This is a genomic window from Winogradskyella wichelsiae (genome assembly GCF_013403925.1).
In the GTDB taxonomy this organism is placed as follows: Bacteria; Bacteroidota; Bacteroidia; order Flavobacteriales; family Flavobacteriaceae; genus Winogradskyella; species Winogradskyella wichelsiae.
This window is the reverse complement of sequence record NZ_JABFDJ010000003.1, coordinates 114,055-131,936: the sequence shown is the minus strand read 5'-3', so window position 1 is coordinate 131,936 and position 17,882 is coordinate 114,055. Positions and strand designations below refer to the sequence as shown.

The window sequence follows — 17,882 nt, the reverse complement described above, 5'->3', positions numbered from 1 at the left end:
TGTTTATGGGTGTTCTGGCCGACTTCTTAAAAACCTTTCGGGTTTTACTTTATGTGTTTAAATGCTCGGGTTTATTTAGTTTTTATTTACTAAATTAGGTGTTTAAACCTCATAACTTACCGTATACAAACTTGTTACTCACAATTAAAAATAATATGAAGAAATTAATAAATACTATCGGAATTATCTTATTTATATTAATTGTAGGATGTGATAATTATGAACAAGATTCTAAAGCAATGAATTTAGAAGACATAAGGATGGATGTTGCAGAACAGCCCATTCTTGAAGAAAATAATGAAACACAACGAAAACTGATTAAAAATGGAACGCTTGAATTTGAATCTGAAAATATTATAGAAACCCGAAAAGCTATTTTTCAGGCAATTAAAAAATTTAAAGGATATGCCTCATCTGATAATGAATATAAAAACGCATACGAAATTAGTAGCACCTTAATTATAAGAGTTCCCACCGAAAATTTTGATAACTTATTAAATACAATTACAAGTGACGTTTCTAAATTTGACAGAAAAGAAATTAAAACTAAAGATGTTACTGCCGAATTTTTAGATATCGAAGCACGATTAAAAACAAAAAAAGAGCTTGAGAATAGATATTTAGAAATTATAAAAAAAGCAAATACAGTAGTTGAAATTCTTGAGGTTGAAAAACAGATTGGAGATTTACGTTCGGACATTGAGGTGATTGAGGGGCGATTAAAATTTCTTAATAATCAAGTGTCATTTTCAACACTCGGTGTTAGAATTTATGAAACGAGAGCTGAACATACTGAATTTGGTAAAAAGTTTAAAGACGGATTTAAAAATGGTTGGGAGAATCTTATCTTGTTCTTTGTGTTTTTAGTGAATATTTGGCCATTTATCTTAATAATTATCGGAACAGTACTTTTAATTAAAGTGTGGAGAAAAAAAAGAAAAAAGATTAAATAGTTGTGCAACACGATATAGAAACCTTAAAACAAACAAAAAAATCAACGCAATGAAAAAATTACTTATCGTATGTGTCATCCTATCTTTAGGCTTTAAAAATAAAGACACTTCTATAGAAACTTCAGAAGTTATGGTAACAACAGAACACCCGCAATTAGATTTTAATAAAACTAGTGCTACTTCTCAGTTTATAAGAACCACGCTATACAGAGGCACGTTAAACGAAACTGTTAATATTAGCTTGTATTTAAACGAACAAGAACATCCCTGTGGAGGAAATTTATCAATTTTAAGTGCCATGTATAAATATGATGATCAAGACAAATGGCTATTACTCAGTGTTACAACAGATGCACTAAAAAAGAAATACTGTCTGGTTGAAGATTATTTTACGGGTGTTTTATTTTTAGAAGAAAATGGAAGTCATTTTAATGGAACATGGATAAGCCCTAATGCCAAAAAACAATTCAAAATAGAATTAGAGACAGTACCGGCAGACAAATCCTCTATTGAGAAACTAGACGAAATTCTTTTTGATGATCTCTTGTACCATAAGAACGATTGTTAATTCAAAAAAAACAAACTAAAAGCGCATTCACCTTTCGTTAGGGTATACTTAGTACAACCTATTAAATAACAAAAACGAACGGCTTATAGCAACGCACCTCATTTATGGCTAGCCTTCTGCGACTGCCATAAAATTTGGTGTGTTTTATTTTTGAGTTCATTGGGCTTCTGTGGAGTAGCTTTTAATTTACGGCATGAAGTGCTCAACCTCACCATTCATTATAACCCGATCATAGATTTATTTCCCACTTCAAATTAAACCCTTTAGAACCATTGGAGTCTAACAAGCAAAATATTTAAAATGATAAAATACTTTTTATTCATAATTTGTTTTGGGGCAACCCTTTGTGCTCAAGAAAATAACCAGCACTTATCGGCAACAATAATCGGCTCTGGCTCACCTAAATTTAGTACGGAACGTTCGGGACCTTCTGTCTTAATTGCTTACAAAAACACTCATATTTTGGTCGATATGGGGAATGGTACCCAAGCCAATTTAAACAAAAACAATACTAAAATTAAAAGCATTGATGGTTTCCTTTTTACGCATCATCATTTAGACCATAATGAGGAGTTTACCCCTATTTTTATTCAGTCCCTACTTGGTGGAAACCATATTATTGTTGCTGGGCCAAAACCTACAACAACAATGGTGGCTAATATCCTTTCTATTTATGAAGAAGATATAACGTACCGACTCTCAAAATCTGGAAGACGTTTAAGCGATGTAAAATCTAACTTTACCGCTAAAAACTTAACAGATAACGCTCCCTTTTATATTGGAGATATAAAAATCACCTACACCCCAGTAAATCATACAATTGAAACGTTTGCTTATCGTTTTGATGCCGGAAATGAATCTATTGTAATTTCTGGCGACTTAAGTTACTCAGAATCCTTGCCTATTTTGGCTCAGCATGCCGATTATTTAATAATGGACGCTGGTGGTGCTATTGCATTAGGCAAGAAAAGAAATACAACAAAAAGTAAAAACACTAAAAAGCGTACTACAACTAGCGAAAAAGCGCACGTTAATTTAGCAGAAAGTTCTCAAATGGCTAAAGACGCTCATGCTAAAAATTTAGTGCTTACACATTTCAATTCTGTAAGTATTGATGAAGTGGCGACTTCTGCTGAAATACGCAAAAACTATTTGGGCACAATTATATATGGAAAAGACTTAATGACTTTACCGCTTAAAGAAAATAGTATTACCGAACAGAACATAACATTAAAATACAGCTATCCTATTGTTGATACAGGTGTACATGATTATTATTCGGATACCGCAAAAATTTCTAAGCCCTCTGTAGGAGATTCTTTTTACGGGCAAGATGCTAACTACAATGGCCATCAGCCCTCGTACACCAACAATAACGACGGTACGGTAACCGATAATGTTACGGGCTTAATGTGGGAACAAGATATGGGAACTAAAATGACGCTAGAAGAAGCCCTTAAAAAAGCAGAAAACACTAAATTGGGGGAGTATAATGACTGGCGAGTCCCTACAATTAAAGAACTTTATTCCCTGATACAGTTTACCGGAAAAGTAAAAGGCGCTACCGCCATTGATCTGTTTATCGCTACCGATTATTTTAATCAACCTTTAGGAGATCTTAAAAATGGAGAGCGCCAAATTGATGCACAAACTTGGTCTTCTACAGCCTATGTTGGAAAAACCATGCGCAGTGATGAAACCTTATTTGGGGTTAATTTTGTTGATGGCCGCATAAAAGGGTATCCTAAATACCAACCCAAATTAGGTACAGAAAACAAAATGTATTTTCGTTTAGTACGTGGAAATACAGCTTATGGTAAGAATAATTTTATAGATCATGGCGATGGTACGGTAAGCGATTATGCCACTGGGTTAATGTGGCAAAAAGCAGATGACGGTATTGGTAAAGACTGGAAAGATGCCCTAGCCTACTCCGAAAACATTGAACTCGCAGCACATTCTGATTGGCGTTTGCCTAATGCTAAAGAACTGCAAAGTATTGTAGATTATACACGGTCTCCACAAACCACCGATTCCCCTGCCATTGATCCGGTTTTTCAATCGACTCAAATTAAAGCCTCAAATGAAAATCTTGTACACTATCCATTTTACTGGACTGGCACAACACATTTAGATGGACAAAACCCTTATGCAAGTGCTGTTTATATTGCTTTTGGAGAAGCGCAAGGCCAAATGAAAGGCAGACTGATGGATGTTCATGGTGCTGGTGCTCAAAGAAGCGACCCAAAAAGCGGAAATAAACAAGATTACCCTCAATATTTTGGACCACAAGGAGATGTGAGATATGTTTATAATTATGTAAGATGTGTTAGAGATATCCACAACATAACCCCAACTGAGACCACACCACAATCTGTTAAAAAAACCGAACAGGCACAGCAAAACGAACAAAAAAATAAGCCTCAGCGTTTGCAAAACTCCGCCCCTTCTTTCCAAAAAATGTTAACCAATATGGATAGCAATACGGATGGAAAACTATCAAAATCTGAAGTAAAAGGTAAATTGAAACAAAACTTTGATAGACGCGATCAAAACAAAGACGGTTATATTACAGAAGATGAATTCACTAGAAGAAATTGATAAACCTCTAAATTTTATTTTTTTATAATCAGCTGTTGAAGTGTGCATGAACGTTAAAAGGCTAATTGTAATTTTACTAATCGAGCTGTTATAAAACTAAAAAGACTGTTTTTAGGGGTGTATCCACGTTTTATCTATCCATGGGTGACGCCTAAATTTTAGAAAAAAAGCCCCCACTTAAATGTTTAATAAGTGTAAAGAAGGCATTGGTTTATGGGTTCAATTATTAAATTATTATGCCAATGATGTATTGGTAGAAAGCGATGAACCTGTGCGCGGGCGGTTGTAAGGAAAAATTAAAAAAGTGGTACAGCCATGCACTGCGCATAAGCCTTTTATTATACCTAGGCCTATGATCGCCCTGTTTTCTCCTAAAAACTGCTATTTAAAAAAAATACAGCCCTAGCTTCCTCGAAGGATTCCCGAACAATACCCGAACAAAACCCTCTAAAAAATCCACTTTTGTGTCACCATGTGTCAGGATGTTTCAGAATGTGTTAGGGTGTGTTAGGGAGTGTCACTAGGAGTCAAAAGCGTTCACTTTGAATTAATTAGTATCAGAAGGCATCTATAAGTGTCAGCTCATGTCAAGGGGTTGTTTTTTAGTGTTTTAGGTTTTAAGTTCGTAACCTAATAATCATTAAAATTTAAAATTATGGCCACATTTGAAAAAGGCATACTTGGCGGATTTTCTGGCAAAGTAGGTAACGTAGTAGGCGCACGATGGCGCGGAAAAAATGTAATGCGTAGTTTACCACAGCGTGGTGATTATACGCCTACAGAACGACAAGAAGAACAGCGACAGAAGTTTAAAACCGTCATTCGTTTTTTAAGTCCCATTTCGGGGGTTTTAGACCTCTATTTTGGGAGTCCACAAGGCGATAAGTCGCGGATTAATTTAGCCACCTCTTACCATTTAAAAGACGCCGTGGTAAACACGGCACAAGGCATGGTGATGGACTATGCTAAGGTACTGATCAGTAAAGGTGACTTAAGAGGTGTAGATGCGGGCACTATAGCCACAGGCGCTGGGCAAACCTTAGATTTTGGTTGGCAAGACAATAGCGGGCAGGGCAAAGCCACCGCTACAGATGCGTTAATGGTAGTGGTTTATGCACCAGATCTTAACTTGTTTTACACCAATTTAGAGGTTGCTACCCGAGATGCCACAACGGCAACGGTAAATTTGCCCGACTTTATGGCGGGGTTTGAGGTGGAAGTTTGGGTGTCTTTTAGTAAACCCGAAACCAATTTTGCAGCTATTAGTACCTATATGGGGGCTGTTACAGTATTGTAAAAGCAAAACACTGTAAAAAATGAAATCTGTAAAAGGACTAATAAGGGCATGTTAGCGTATAACATATTATAAGTTATACGTTAATATGCTTTTTTTGTGTTTTGTAGGGGAAAAACTATTGAAAACGGAAAGTATAAATAAGAAAGCTGCGCTGTTAAAACTCTTTTACATTACGAATAGCGCGTTGCAACAATATTTTATTTAATAAGTGTTTAGGAAACATTGGCGTGTTACCTAATTTAAAACTAGGAATACGATTTGCTTTTCGTTGCCTGTAGATGGTACTGCGACTTACGTTTAAATGCTGCATGGTTTCATTGATTGTAAGCCAGATTTCATTTTCTAATGAATGAGTATCAAATTCTAAATGGATTCCTTGTACCACGGGCTTGTTGTTGTCTTCTTTTTTCATGATCGCTTGTTTTACATATATGTCTAATATATAGTTGTTTAGAAGTCTAATATAATAGATTTTTTTTAAAACGGTATAAACGGACTTAAAATAGTTTTAAATAAAAGCTTTGTGTTATGGTAAATTTTAAAGGCTTGTTAAGCTGTATTCACTTTTTGTTTTACAAGAGGTAATCCTAGTTTTTAAGATACTCAGGCTTTTGCGATTAAACACTAATTATTAAAATCCTTTTGGTAATTTATAAAAAAGAGCTACATTGGTCTACGGTCTAAAAACGATAGACAACATGCTTATTATTTGCCTCTAAACGTGTTGTTATCCCTTTTTTTTAAGGGATTATATGTTGTTTAGTGATTGATATAACTAGTTGTGGTTAATTTTGACCCAAACCAAAAGACAGTTAACTAATCGAAAAGTATGGTTAACTCATTAAAGGTTTGAAAAGAAATTGACCTATTATAAATTTGAATCACTAACTTTAAACAATCAACGGAATGAAAAACAAACGACTGAAAAACTATTTGAAAATTGGAATCCTACTATTAGGTATTCCTATTCTATTCTTCACCTGTGAAAAAGGCGAACAGAAACAAGAATTAGAAAGTAACTTTAAAACTGTTCAAGTAAATGATGCTATTAGTTTTCTGAATCTCAACAGTCAGAATTTAGCAAACAGAAATTCCAATGAAAGTTACTTAATTTCTGTATCTGATGATATTGTACAAGAAGAAATCACAGACAGCAATGAACTCTTAACAATTCTTCCTGCTACGACTATTTACGACCACCATTATAGTAGAATCCTGTATTAGAAATTAATAATGAAATACAAAGTGTTGTATTTAGTAAGATTGCTGATGAAAATTCCACAACTGACATTTTTAATGGAGATATATTAATTACGGATTTGGATGGTAATTTTTTAAATGGTTATAAGGTTGTTAATGGTATTTTAACCTCAGAATATTTTGAAAACAACTACCAAAATAGAAATGGCGAATTAACGGTAACAACAAATTCTAATCCAGATTGTCCAGATTGTCCATTTTCTGTATGTAGTTATTGTGATGCTTTAGACGAAGTCGTTATAATTGCTGGTGGAGGTAATAGCGCATCACCAATTAATTATGTTGTCTTACATAATATATTTGACTTTGATGGTGGTGGAAATTCTTGGGGTTCTGGAGGAGGAGGAAGTTCAGGTAGTAGTGGAACATCACCTTCAACTAGTGACCCTTGTGATAAGATTAACAGTCTTGGAACTAATACTGATTTTAAAAACAAAATGACTGATTTAAAAAACAGCACAGGTTTAAATTATGAAAAAGGCTATTATATTGGCCTAAACGGAGAAAATTCATTTACACCTATAAACGGTAATGCAAATCAACCATATATTGATATAAATCCATCATCACCAATTTCAGGTTTTATGCATTCTCACAATACTGAGGGAGATTCAATGTTTTCACCTGACGATATAAGAGCTCTTTATCAATTGTACGATAACAACCTAATGCAGAATTCAAGTACATTTACTTTTAGTGTAGTAACTAATCAAGGAACTTCATATACCATAGTAATTGATGATATTGCCGCCTTTAATAATTTTGGAATTGCAAATTTTAATAATCAAGCAAATTTTGTGAATTTTTCTAACACGTACACTATAGATTTTTTTGATGCAGTCAGCAGCGGATATGATTTCATTACCGCTCGTGAAATTGCTATGTTGAAAGCTTTAGGAAATTCTGGATTAATTTTAACTAAAGCTACTTCAAATTTCGATGATTGGAAAAAATTAAGCTCAAGTAGAACAAATGGCATAATTAATGGAGATTGTAACTAATAAATAATAAAAACATGAAAAATATAATTTTTATACTTATAGTAATTTTTAGCTTTTTAAAAATAGAAGCTCAAGAAATAGTAATTCTTAAAAAAGAGGCAAAAGAAAATACAGAAAACATAGAAAGCAATAAACATTATAAAGTACCAGATTCAACATCAGGAAAATTTGAAGGTATTTGGGTTTATAACGATAGCAATAAAACATTTAAAATTAAGATTGTGAATACCAAAACACTTGTTAAAAGTTCTGGTAATTATGTGAGTATCCTCAAAGGTCTTTACTGTTATTCTGACATAAATTCAAATTGTGAATTCATAGATATAGATAAAAGTCTTTTTTATTCTAGCGACCCATATAAATTATTCGGTAATAAAATTAGCTTTAATATTAATGATGTTGAATATAAAAAAATAGGTCATGTGATTTTTGAATTATTAGAAGATGGAACTGTAAAATGGACTTTGCAAGACAGAGAAGGAATAAGACTAGTTAAATCCGATGGAGCAAAACAAAATAAAGGTTTTTCAATTCCAACAAATGTTATTTTGACTAAAGAACAATAAAAAACTAACCACAACAATGTATATAAGAAATAGCAGTTAAGAACTAAACCAGTAGTTTGGCTCTTTCTGCTATCTTTTTTTATAATCTGAAAAGAAATAGCATTTTTATCTGCTACTTCTCATATACGGAGACGTTCTACGCAATTTAAAAACGACAATGAGAATATACAAAATTTTAATTTTTATTTTATTGATTTCGGGTTGTAATCAACCGAATTCTGAATTAATGGAACAACGAAAATCTTGGGGATTTGATAATTGGGAATCTGAATTTAAGGAAAGAGCGTTATGCTTATGTTTATTGGAGGGTTACGAAAATGAAGAAATCAAAAACTATATTTTGAAAAATGACAAATCGTATTATAACGGAATTGGAATCGCAATTTTTGACCCAACTCTGAAACAAATAATACGAAAAGAAGTTGCTAAAATAAAGCAGGACTCAATTCAATCAGTTGAAAGAGTTCCTGAACATTTAGTTGGAAAAAGAATTTTCAGTCATTGTATGGAATTTTATAAAAGCGAAAGATTGGATTCTATCGTGAAAAAAGAAATTCCTAAATGGAATGAAATAAAAAACATTCAAGCAGAAGTTTGGAAACATATACCAACTTACTAATGAATGAAACAAAAACTGCGTAAACACCGTGTATAATTAATTGCTTGGTTCTAGCCTACTTGCGAATATTCCTGCGGAATATTCACGGGTTCGTAAATGTTTGCTAACTTAGTCGCTAAACCACGCAACTAACCATACACAAACGCGTTGGCACCAATAAGAATATTAAAAACAAAAAACCAATAATAAGAAAGAATTCTCTCACTTCGATTTTTTGAAGACAAGATATCCTGAAAAAATTAATGCTGTAATTGAAAAATATCTATTATCTAATAAAAGAATTAATCTATTGTGTTAATGAATTTAATATATATAATTATCAAGGACACATTGCTGATCTGCCTTACATGCATCCATTAAAAATTGATTACAAATGATAGAAAATATTAATAAACAATTTAATCTGCAACCACTTTATTTGTTGCTTAAACTCCAGGTAGAAAAAGATACTAGCACTTCTGTTTTCAATAATATTGAACAAGAGCTCCAAGATTTGCGAAATTCACAGAGAGGAACAATAACCCAACAACTATATCGAACAGCTTTTGATTGGGGGAGTGAGAGTAAAGATAAAGGTATTGATATATATAGGAAAATTAATGACGGTGATGAAGCAGCATACCGTCAATTACAAGTAAGTAAAAAAATATCTTACTCGCAGCTTGAAAAAGTATCTCTCGATGAACTAATTAAAAAGATTTCGAAAAATAAAAATCAAGTTAACTCTGAACGTATAGAGCAAACAGATATATATGAGTCTAAATCAAAAAAACCTAAGGGCAATAATAGTGCAATTAACTATCCTTTAAATACAATTCTCTACGGCCCTCCAGGTACAGGAAAAACATACAATACAATATTAAGAGCTGCACAAATAATTGAGAATCGCGCAATCGACTCATATGATGAGGCACTTGATATATTTAAAACAAACCTTCATAGCAGAATTGAATTTATCACTTTTCATCAGAACTACAGTTATGAAGACTTCATTCAAGGTTTAAGGCCAGAAACGAAAGAAGAAAATGAACAATTAAAATTCAAAAAGTCTAACGGAGTCTTTAAGATTATTGCCGATAGAGCATTATCGAATATCAAAGAAAGTGAAAAAGATCCTGAGGAACTTAGTCAGGTTAATGCGTTTTCAGAAGCATTAGAAATATTAAAGGATAAAATTCTCGAATCAGATGAACCAATAAAAATAAATGAGACAGCATACTTCACAGCCGTTGAAGATGATGCTTTTCGCTATTCAGGTGATAGCTGGACTCTAAATGACAAAGGTTTTAATGATTTTAGAATGAAATATTCTGATTTAGTGAGATTCTTTGAAGAAGGAGTAAAAGAAAGAAGGGAAATTAAAAACCTCGAAAACATTTCTAGACTCGCTAAACAACATGCTACTTATTTTATCAAAGCCTTTGAATTGGTGAAATCCTTAATGCCAAAGAGCATAAATAAAACTCTAAAAACTGATAAGAAAAACTATGTGATAATCATTGACGAAATAAACAGAGCCAATATTTCAAGAGTTTTTGGAGAACTTATAACGCTTATTGAACCTGACAAGCGTTCACATGGTGCAATTCCATTGGAAGCTCGCCTACCTTCTGGCGATCTATTTATTGTTCCTTCTAACTTGTTCATCATTGGCACAATGAACACCGCTGACAAATCAATTGCACTATTAGATATCGCTCTAAGAAGAAGATTTGAGTTTGAGTCAATGTATCCGAAATACGAAATAGAGAATCAAGAAATCTATGATGTTGAAATTCTTGAAAAAATCAACAAACAAATAATTAAGTCAAAAGGACATGACTTCCAAATTGGACACGCTTATTTTATGGGGGATAATAAAGACCTTATTCAAAGGATGAATAAGAAAGTTATTCCATTGCTCCTTGAGTATTACATGAATGACGAAAAAGAAGTTAAAGGAATTCTGAATTCCGCAGGTCTTATTATTGAAGAAAATTCTTGGCCACTAAGAATAACTCGCACTAATGATTAATCTATTTGAATATCAAAATAAGGTAGATATTCAAGCTTCATTTGATGGCTTGGAAGGATTTCTTGATGAAATATGGAATAGCCGTGAAAAGAATTCTTTCTATTCAGAAAATGGCAACGATAAAATAGAATCACAAAGATTCCTTCAATTTATACATAAGTCTAACGAGTTAAAATCCAATAAATATGTTGGCGTAATTCACTATGAAGGAAGTAAAATAAACCTTTTGCCAAAGATATTTTACGACTCTGAAAAAGACTATTCAACCAATGAAGTAAATCAGATTCAAAATCATATTCTTTGGTGGCTAAGCTATTGCCGAAAAATTAAATTCCCAAACTATCAAGCTTCATTAGGTAGTGCAAAAAGTGACTTTTTTGAAGTTTTAATTTACCTATTCTCAAAATATACTCGAGAACTTTTAAACTCATCCATCTACCAACAGTACGAAGAAGTTAATCGTGAATTATCCTTTATAAAAGGAAGACTGAACACTAGCGAATACATAAATGAAAACTTAAGCAAAGGCAAATGGCACAAACTCAATTGTACTTATGATGCTTTCGTTTTCGATAATGAATTCAATCGCATAATAAAGTATGTTGTCACTCTCCTATTTAATGTTACCTCAAGTCAGGATAACAAAAAGAACTTAAGAGAAATCCTCTTCATATTGGATGAAGTATCAGATGAAAGGGCAACTGCTGAACAATGTTCTAGAATCTCATTCAATCCAATGTTTGGTGAGTTTGAAACTGTCCGTGATTATTGCCAATTATTCCTTAACAACTGTATTTCGTTTGACTACAAAAATGACTTAAAACTCTTCGCTTTTCTGCTACCAATGGAATATGTTTTTGAAGACTTTATTTTTGGTTTCATTGACAAAGAATTAGAGGTTGTAACAGCCAAATCTCAAAGAAGTGACACTTATTTAGATGAAGGTAAAGCCTTTAATCTAAAACCAGATTTATGGCTAAAAACAATTGATAAATCTCTGATTGCAGATACAAAATATAAGATTGTTTATTCTGATGAGAAAGACCCTAAGAAAGGAATATCTCAGAACGACCTATATCAAATGCTTGCTTATGCCGTAAGGTTTGAGGTGGATGAAATTATCTTATTCTATCCTAACACAATTAAGCAAGGTCAGGAAGAAGAAACAGAATTGACAATTAAAGATGCTTTAGCAGATGGTAAAGAGATATCTATCAGAGCATTTCAGTTACCGATAATTAATAGAGCATTACTCGAAATGGATTTAGTTACAAATACTGATTTGAGCGAACTGTTTGAATCAACAAGACTAGATTTAATAAATAAAATTGAAAAAATACTGGTGCCAACAATGTATATAGCGCATTAAAACGCGCCATACACAAACTCGTTGTACATCACTAAAAAAATGAAATTAATAAGAACAAATTCTGAAAACAAAGACTTTATCAACCTTGTAAAGTTATTAGATTTTGATTTGGCTGAGAGAGATGGAAATGAACATACTTTCTTTGCTAAGTATAATAAGATTGACGACATTAAATATGTTGTAATTGCTTATCAAAAAGAGAAAGCTATAGGCTGTGGTGCTATAAAAGCGTTTGACAAAAACACTATGGAAATCAAAAGAATGTATACTTCATTTAATCATAGAGGAAAAGGAATTGCATCCAGAATTTTATCTGAATTGGAAAATTGGACTACTGAATTATACTGTGATAAATGTATATTAGAAACTGGAATTAAGCAACCTGAAGCTATAGGACTTTATCTAAAAAATGGATATCTATTAATCCCCAATTATGGTCAATATATTGAGATTAAAAATAGCAAATGCTTTAAAAAACGACTATAAAACGCGAATGCAGAACACTGTGTGTAATTGATTGGTTTTAATTTGCTTACTAAAATATCACGGACTTTCTATTTGGTTTTTATTTGCTAACTTTAGTGCTTAAACACTCAACTACCCATAGACAAAAACGTTGTAGCCAATTAAAAAAAAAGAAATGTCAATAACAAAGGAATCTGAATTAATCGGAATGAAAAAAATTAGTGAAGTTGTTGGGACTACACTAAAATTAATGAGGGAATATGCTAAAATTGGAATGTCGACTAAAGAACTGGATGAATATGGAGGTGAAATTTTAAAAAGTTATGGTGCTAAATCTGCACCGTATGAAACTTATGGATTTCCTGGTTATTCTTGTATAAGTATAAATAAAGAAGCAGCACACGGAATACCATCAAATAAAAAAATATTGAAAGAAGGAGATTTAATTAATATTGATGTTTCTGCAGAACTTAACGGATTTTGGTCTGACAATGGTGGCTCTTTTGTTCTTGGAAAAGACATTCATAATCATCAACCTCTTGTCGATGCTTCTAAAAATATATTACTTAAAGCTATAAACACTATAAAAGGCGGAGTGAAAATTTCTGACATTGGATATTTAATAGAAACTGAAGCAAAAAAGTCAGGATTTAAAGTTATTAAAAACTTGGCTGGTCACGGCGTCGGTAGAAGTTTACACGAAGAGCCTGAAAATATTTTAAACTACAGAGTTAAAAGTAATAGGGAAAGATTCAAAAAAAACACAACAGTAGCAATAGAAACTTTTATTTCAACAAATTCAACTGTTGCTGTAGAATTGAATGACGGTTGGACTTTAGTCGGTAATAAAGGTGGATATGTAACTCAACACGAACAAACAATATTAGTAACTGATAAATTTCCTATCATTTTAACAGAATCAAATGAAATTTGGAATTAAATAACTGGCTACAGCACTGTGTATAATTAATTGGTTTGTTCTTCACTACTTGCGAAAATTCTTGCGGGATTTTTACAGGGTCGTAAAAGTTTGCTAAATTAGTTGCTTAACCACGCATGTTAAGCTTAAAACTTACTTGTTCTTACTACGTAATATGGATTACAAGAAGCTTTAATTGAAAAAAATGTTTGACATGAAATTCTGCTGGTAAATAATTAATATTGTAAGCGTTATAAAGTTATCATGACTATTTACAAAGTTATACGTACAAAAATTGATGTTTTCAATCCAAAAATAAAAGGAAATATTATATTTGACTTAGTAGCCCTAAAAAAATGGATAGTTTATCTGCCACTCATAACTTGGTGGACAACCCTGCTTTTCAGCAAATAACAATGACAAAAAAAGAACTATTACTTAAGCCACAACTGTTAGAGGAAACACTATATATAGCGGGTGGATGTCTTTGGGGGGTGCAAGAGTTTTTTAAATATATACCTGGTGTGCTTAAAACCGAAGCTGGCAGAGCCAACGGAACTACCAATTCTACAAAAACACCCTATGATGGTTATGCTGAATGTGTTAAAACAAGCTTTGACATCAATAGCGTTTCGGTTGAAGAATTAATATATTATTTATTAGAAATCATTGATCCTTTTAGTATCAATCAACAAGGCAACGATATCGGAAAAAAATATCGTACAGGAATTTATAGTAGTAATCAAAATCACTTGATAAAAGTTAAAAACTGCATAAAACAAATAGAAGAGACATTAAACGCTAAAAATAAAACGTTTAAAACAATAGCCATTGAGGTTCTCCCGATAACTAATTTTGTTCCAAGCGATACAAAACATCAGGATAGATTAACCTCACACCCCGAGGACTATAGTTATTGTCATATTCCTTTAAACGTTTTACATAAGTATAAGAATAGCGACTCTTAATCTATCTCAATGAGATTAAACAAAAAAGGATTATAATTAATATTTAATTCGTTTTGTGATATATTCATTTAATGCAAGAGAGGAAAAAATAAGACTTCCTCCAATTATAATTTTAACAAGATCGGCCTCTTTATTCCATATAACAAGGTTTACAATTAAACCTAACGGAACTAATGCGTTATTCATAATAGCTAAAGAGCCTGTATTTACTTTAACAACACCTTTGTTCCAAAAATAATAACCTAAGCCAGAAGCCACAGCACCAAGATATATTAAAATTGCCCATTGCAAAGCGGTTGTTGGTAATTTTTGGGTAGATCCTAAAATAAAAAAAGCAATTAAAGCCACTAAAAATGCACCAATAAAGAACAATCCAAAAATAGTATATTTAGGAGTGTTTTGTAATTCTGGTGTCGATTTTAAAACAGACTTATAAGCCACTTGTCCAATAGCAAAACAAAGGTTAGCGCCTTGCGTGATTAAAAAACCTAAAACGACATGTTCACTAACACTTGAGTATTGTATGTAAGCAGCTCCTAAAACTGCTATTAACGCTGTAAAAAGATGTACGCTATGAAAGCGTTTGGTTAAAATATCATTTAATAAAGTAATATAAATTGGAGTCAATACACTAAAAAGCAACACTTCTGGAACAGTAAGAAAATTAAACGACTGAAAATAAGAACAATACATTAACCCTAATTGAATAGAGCCAATACCAATAAGCTTGACTATTGTTTCCCTCTTGATGTCTTTTAGCCTTAAAAAAGGTAAAAATAGTATTGTAGCAATACCTATGCGCATTAATACAGAGAACCAAGCGTCGACATTTCCTGAAAGATAAACACCAATTAAACTAAAAGAAAAAGCCCAGATAATAGTAACGCCAAATAAATACCGCATAAATAAATTCTTAATTATTAATAAGATGATTTTTATAACAAACTTCTCCCCTATTTATCACAATTTTAAAATCATTAAATAAAATGAAAAAATTTAATCAAAACTTTAATGACAATTTATAAAATGCTTTAACGAAGGCACTTTATAACATGTAAATAATAAACAAAGTAAAACATAAATAAAATGATACACAATGCGGTTAGTAACCCTTTTTGTTTTCAAAATAATTAAGCCTTATAAATATCCTGAGTAGCTGCTAATACCATGTATAATTAATTGCTAGGTTCTTCACTAATTTGTAAATGTTTCTTAAATTAGTTGCCTGAACTACGCCACTAAACATTCACAAGAACGTTAACAGCAATTAAAAAAACAACATAAATGAAATTTAAAATATTAATCGTATTAATAGTTGTATGCTTTTTCAAAACCTACGCACAAGATTATGAAGTTCATTTCGATAAAGAATACGTAGAAGAAAATAACAAAAACGTTTCTATTGAAATCAATGAAATTCAAGAGCTGATATACATAATTTTTGCAAATACAGAATTTGCAAAGGAAAATCCAAGAATGGTAAAAAGCGACACGGAATATTATGATGAAATGATTAAACATTTTTCAAAATATACCAACTTACCAATAGTGCGCAAATTTGATAAATTATTAAAAGAAAATTTACTTTATTATTTTGTGTTGGCTGGAAATGCCTATGGATATGAGTTTAAGGACAAAAATATAGTTCCTACAGGAGTTTATAATTTTCCTGCTAAGGGGGTTGGAAATCTTGAAGTGGCATTAAATCCGATACCTGAATTAGTAATAGATTTAGAAGAGTTTGCTAAAAAGTCGAATTACCGTAAATTTTATAAACAAAATACGGATTATTACAGTTCCTTAAAACAAGATTATCAAAACTATGCCCAAATTGACCTTCAAACAAAATGGTTACAGAATAGGTTTGATTATAAAATAAATAGCTTTAGAGTTCTGACTTCACCACTGATTTCTTCAATGAACGCTACTCAAACTTTTGAAGATAATAATTTTAAAGAAACGCTACTTTTTCTACCAACTATTAAGAATAATGATGATTTGTCTCAAAAGTTAAATAAAGCCATTAACACCCGTGTGATTTTTACAGAAATTGACCATAATTACGTTGGTAAAGTCAGCGAAAAATTTACAGAAAGAATTGATAGTATTTTTAAGCAAAGAGAAAAATGGGTTGATGTAAATAATAAGGGAACACAATATTATCCGACTCCCATAAAAGTGTTTGACGAATATTTAACTTGGGGTTTGTTTATCTTATATGCTAATGATAATTATGAACAAGAAATACTAATAGAGGTCGTTGATAATATAAATGAAATATTGATTGATCGAGGTTTTTCAAAAGCGAAAGCATTTAATATTAAGCTTTTAGAGATTTATAAAGCCAACAAAAAGGCACATATCTCTGATTTATATCCAGAGATACTGAAATGGAGCTCTGAACAATAACAGCTGGTAACACGTGTAAAATTAATGGCTTAGTTCTATTATCGTTTTTAAATAGTGTAAATGAAATCTTATTGAATTCTAATTGCGCAATTCCTTTTTCATACCTTCGTGCACTAGTCAATAATCTTACGCAAATAAGGCAACAAACTTCTAAAATGAAAATTAAAATTCTTAAATCTAGCATTCAGCTTGAAAACGACAGCGTATTACTTCTACCATTTGATAACAAAAGAAATGAAGAACTCAAAAATATAATCTTCGATAAAGAAATTTGGGAGTTTATGGGCATCAGTGTAAGCAACGAACAAGGTCTTAAAAACTATATTGCAAAAACAATTAAGGACAAAAACAACCGTTTAATTTATCCTTTTTTAGTTATTGATAAGGCAACTAATAAAGTCGCTGGTTGTACAAGATATAGTAATGTCGATTCCGCAAATAAAAAGGGAGAAATCGGTTGGACTTGGTACGGAACAGAATTTCAAGGCACAGGATTAAACAAAGCGTGTAAGTTTGAATTACTACAATTTGGTTTTGAAACTATTGGTTTTAAACGAATACAATTTAGTGCAGATCAAGATAACTTAAAAGCTCAAAAAGCAATAGAAAATTTAGGTGCCAAAAAAGAAGGCGTTTTGAGAAACAACTATGTTGCTTCAAACGGAAAAAGTAGAAATGAAGTCTATTATAGCATCCTTAAAGACGAATGGAAATCACTCAAAGATGAAATTTTCCCAGAATTTATAGAATACTAAACCTATATTTTTTTAAGATATATTATAAGTAGTATAGATAAAGTACGTTATATACTGCATTGATTAACATTTAATTGCCTATTTATTTTTTGGGGATATGCTTTTCTTAGAAACTGGT

Annotated in this window: 17 protein-coding genes; 15 read left to right on the top strand and 2 right to left on the bottom strand. The window is 31.9% G+C overall.

Going from position 1 to position 17,882, the window contains the following annotated elements; all coding sequences use genetic code 11:
• The first annotated feature begins 155 nt into the window (after positions 1–155).
• The 4 genes from HM985_RS07850 to HM985_RS07835 all read left to right on the top strand — a co-directional run bounded on the left by HM985_RS07850 (position 156) and on the right by HM985_RS07835 (position 5,419).
• Positions 156–953 carry a DUF4349 domain-containing protein gene (locus HM985_RS07850; RefSeq protein WP_179375729.1) on the top strand — a complete coding sequence of 266 codons (798 nt, stop codon included), beginning with the start codon at positions 156–158 and terminating at the stop codon, positions 951–953.
• 49 nt (positions 954–1,002) lie between these two features.
• Entirely contained in the window at positions 1,003–1,521 is a 519-nt protein-coding gene (locus HM985_RS07845; protein WP_179375728.1) for a hypothetical protein, read from the top strand.
• 300 nt (positions 1,522–1,821) lie between these two features.
• Complete coding sequence (locus HM985_RS07840; RefSeq protein ID WP_179375727.1) at positions 1,822–4,122, top strand: Lcl domain-containing protein; 2,301 nt, start codon at positions 1,822–1,824, stop codon at positions 4,120–4,122.
• Between the two features lie 655 nt (positions 4,123–4,777).
• Positions 4,778–5,419 (top strand): DUF6266 family protein, encoded by a 642-nt coding sequence (locus tag HM985_RS07835; RefSeq protein ID WP_179375726.1) that lies wholly within the window; start codon positions 4,778–4,780, stop codon positions 5,417–5,419.
• A 154-nt stretch (positions 5,420–5,573) separates the two neighbouring features.
• Here HM985_RS07835 and HM985_RS07830 read toward each other — a convergent pair whose 3' ends face one another.
• Positions 5,574–5,831, bottom strand: coding sequence for a helix-turn-helix domain-containing protein (locus HM985_RS07830; protein WP_179375725.1), 258 nt, complete (start codon positions 5,829–5,831; stop codon positions 5,574–5,576).
• A 494-nt stretch (positions 5,832–6,325) separates the two neighbouring features.
• On the opposite strand from HM985_RS07830, the gene HM985_RS07825 reads away from it, so the two are divergent.
• The 9 genes from HM985_RS07825 to HM985_RS07785 all read left to right on the top strand — a co-directional run bounded on the left by HM985_RS07825 (position 6,326) and on the right by HM985_RS07785 (position 14,600).
• A complete protein-coding gene (locus tag HM985_RS07825; protein WP_179375724.1) occupies positions 6,326–6,643 on the top strand; it encodes a hypothetical protein in 318 nt (105 codons plus the stop codon).
• Positions 6,644–6,738: 95 nt separating this feature from the next.
• Positions 6,739–7,680 carry a hypothetical protein gene (locus HM985_RS07820; RefSeq protein WP_179375723.1) on the top strand — a complete coding sequence of 314 codons (942 nt, stop codon included), beginning with the start codon at positions 6,739–6,741 and terminating at the stop codon, positions 7,678–7,680.
• Between the two features lie 14 nt (positions 7,681–7,694).
• Complete coding sequence (locus HM985_RS07815) at positions 7,695–8,246, top strand: DUF6705 family protein (RefSeq protein WP_179375722.1); 552 nt, start codon at positions 7,695–7,697, stop codon at positions 8,244–8,246.
• Positions 8,247–8,472: 226 nt separating this feature from the next.
• The gene (locus HM985_RS07810) at positions 8,473–8,865 is read left to right on the top strand and encodes a hypothetical protein (RefSeq protein WP_179375721.1); all 393 of its coding nucleotides are present in this window, start codon (positions 8,473–8,475) and stop codon (positions 8,863–8,865) included.
• Between the two features lie 373 nt (positions 8,866–9,238).
• Positions 9,239–10,879 (top strand): McrB family protein, encoded by a 1,641-nt coding sequence (locus HM985_RS07805; protein WP_179375720.1) that lies wholly within the window; start codon positions 9,239–9,241, stop codon positions 10,877–10,879.
• A complete protein-coding gene (locus tag HM985_RS07800) occupies positions 10,872–12,248 on the top strand; it encodes an McrC family protein (RefSeq protein WP_179375719.1) in 1,377 nt (458 codons plus the stop codon). The genes HM985_RS07805 and HM985_RS07800 overlap by 8 nt, the downstream gene beginning before the upstream one ends.
• 39 nt (positions 12,249–12,287) lie before the next feature.
• The gene (locus tag HM985_RS07795) at positions 12,288–12,734 is read left to right on the top strand and encodes a GNAT family N-acetyltransferase (protein WP_179375718.1); all 447 of its coding nucleotides are present in this window, start codon (positions 12,288–12,290) and stop codon (positions 12,732–12,734) included.
• A 154-nt stretch (positions 12,735–12,888) separates the two neighbouring features.
• Positions 12,889–13,653: a type I methionyl aminopeptidase gene (map, locus tag HM985_RS07790; RefSeq protein WP_179375717.1), complete on the top strand. Its 765-nt coding sequence runs from the start codon at positions 12,889–12,891 to the stop codon at positions 13,651–13,653.
• Between the two features lie 335 nt (positions 13,654–13,988).
• Positions 13,989–14,600, top strand: a complete 612-nt coding sequence (locus HM985_RS07785) for a peptide-methionine (S)-S-oxide reductase (protein WP_246284976.1) — start codon at positions 13,989–13,991, stop codon at positions 14,598–14,600.
• A gap of 36 nt (positions 14,601–14,636) precedes the next feature.
• Here the strand turns inward: HM985_RS07785 and HM985_RS07780 are convergent, their stop codons facing one another.
• A complete protein-coding gene (locus HM985_RS07780) occupies positions 14,637–15,503 on the bottom strand; it encodes an EamA family transporter (protein ID WP_179375716.1) in 867 nt (288 codons plus the stop codon).
• 381 nt (positions 15,504–15,884) lie between these two features.
• Between HM985_RS07780 and HM985_RS07775 the strand changes: the two genes are divergently transcribed.
• Entirely contained in the window at positions 15,885–17,009 is a 1,125-nt protein-coding gene (locus HM985_RS07775) for a DUF4932 domain-containing protein (protein ID WP_179375715.1), read from the top strand.
• Between the two features lie 155 nt (positions 17,010–17,164).
• Complete coding sequence (locus HM985_RS07770; RefSeq protein ID WP_179375714.1) at positions 17,165–17,764, top strand: GNAT family N-acetyltransferase; 600 nt, start codon at positions 17,165–17,167, stop codon at positions 17,762–17,764.
• The last annotated feature ends 118 nt before the right edge of the window (positions 17,765–17,882 follow it).

Coding starts and splice junctions, on each gene's coding strand:
- HM985_RS07850 (WP_179375729.1), top strand. CDS start 156: ATGAAGAAATTAATAAATACTATCGGAATTATCTTATTTATATTAATT.
- HM985_RS07845 (WP_179375728.1), top strand. CDS start 1,003: ATGAAAAAATTACTTATCGTATGTGTCATCCTATCTTTAGGCTTTAAA.
- HM985_RS07840 (WP_179375727.1), top strand. CDS start 1,822: ATGATAAAATACTTTTTATTCATAATTTGTTTTGGGGCAACCCTTTGT.
- HM985_RS07835 (WP_179375726.1), top strand. CDS start 4,778: ATGGCCACATTTGAAAAAGGCATACTTGGCGGATTTTCTGGCAAAGTA.
- HM985_RS07830 (WP_179375725.1), bottom strand. CDS start 5,831: ATGAAAAAAGAAGACAACAACAAGCCCGTGGTACAAGGAATCCATTTA.
- HM985_RS07825 (WP_179375724.1), top strand. CDS start 6,326: ATGAAAAACAAACGACTGAAAAACTATTTGAAAATTGGAATCCTACTA.
- HM985_RS07815 (WP_179375722.1), top strand. CDS start 7,695: ATGAAAAATATAATTTTTATACTTATAGTAATTTTTAGCTTTTTAAAA.
- HM985_RS07810 (WP_179375721.1), top strand. CDS start 8,473: ATGGAACAACGAAAATCTTGGGGATTTGATAATTGGGAATCTGAATTT.
- HM985_RS07805 (WP_179375720.1), top strand. CDS start 9,239: ATGATAGAAAATATTAATAAACAATTTAATCTGCAACCACTTTATTTG.
- HM985_RS07800 (WP_179375719.1), top strand. CDS start 10,872: ATGATTAATCTATTTGAATATCAAAATAAGGTAGATATTCAAGCTTCA.
- HM985_RS07795 (WP_179375718.1), top strand. CDS start 12,288: ATGAAATTAATAAGAACAAATTCTGAAAACAAAGACTTTATCAACCTT.
- map (WP_179375717.1), top strand. CDS start 12,889: ATGTCAATAACAAAGGAATCTGAATTAATCGGAATGAAAAAAATTAGT.
- HM985_RS07785 (WP_246284976.1), top strand. CDS start 13,989: ATGGATAGTTTATCTGCCACTCATAACTTGGTGGACAACCCTGCTTTT.
- HM985_RS07780 (WP_179375716.1), bottom strand. CDS start 15,503: ATGCGGTATTTATTTGGCGTTACTATTATCTGGGCTTTTTCTTTTAGT.
- HM985_RS07775 (WP_179375715.1), top strand. CDS start 15,885: ATGAAATTTAAAATATTAATCGTATTAATAGTTGTATGCTTTTTCAAA.
- HM985_RS07770 (WP_179375714.1), top strand. CDS start 17,165: ATGAAAATTAAAATTCTTAAATCTAGCATTCAGCTTGAAAACGACAGC.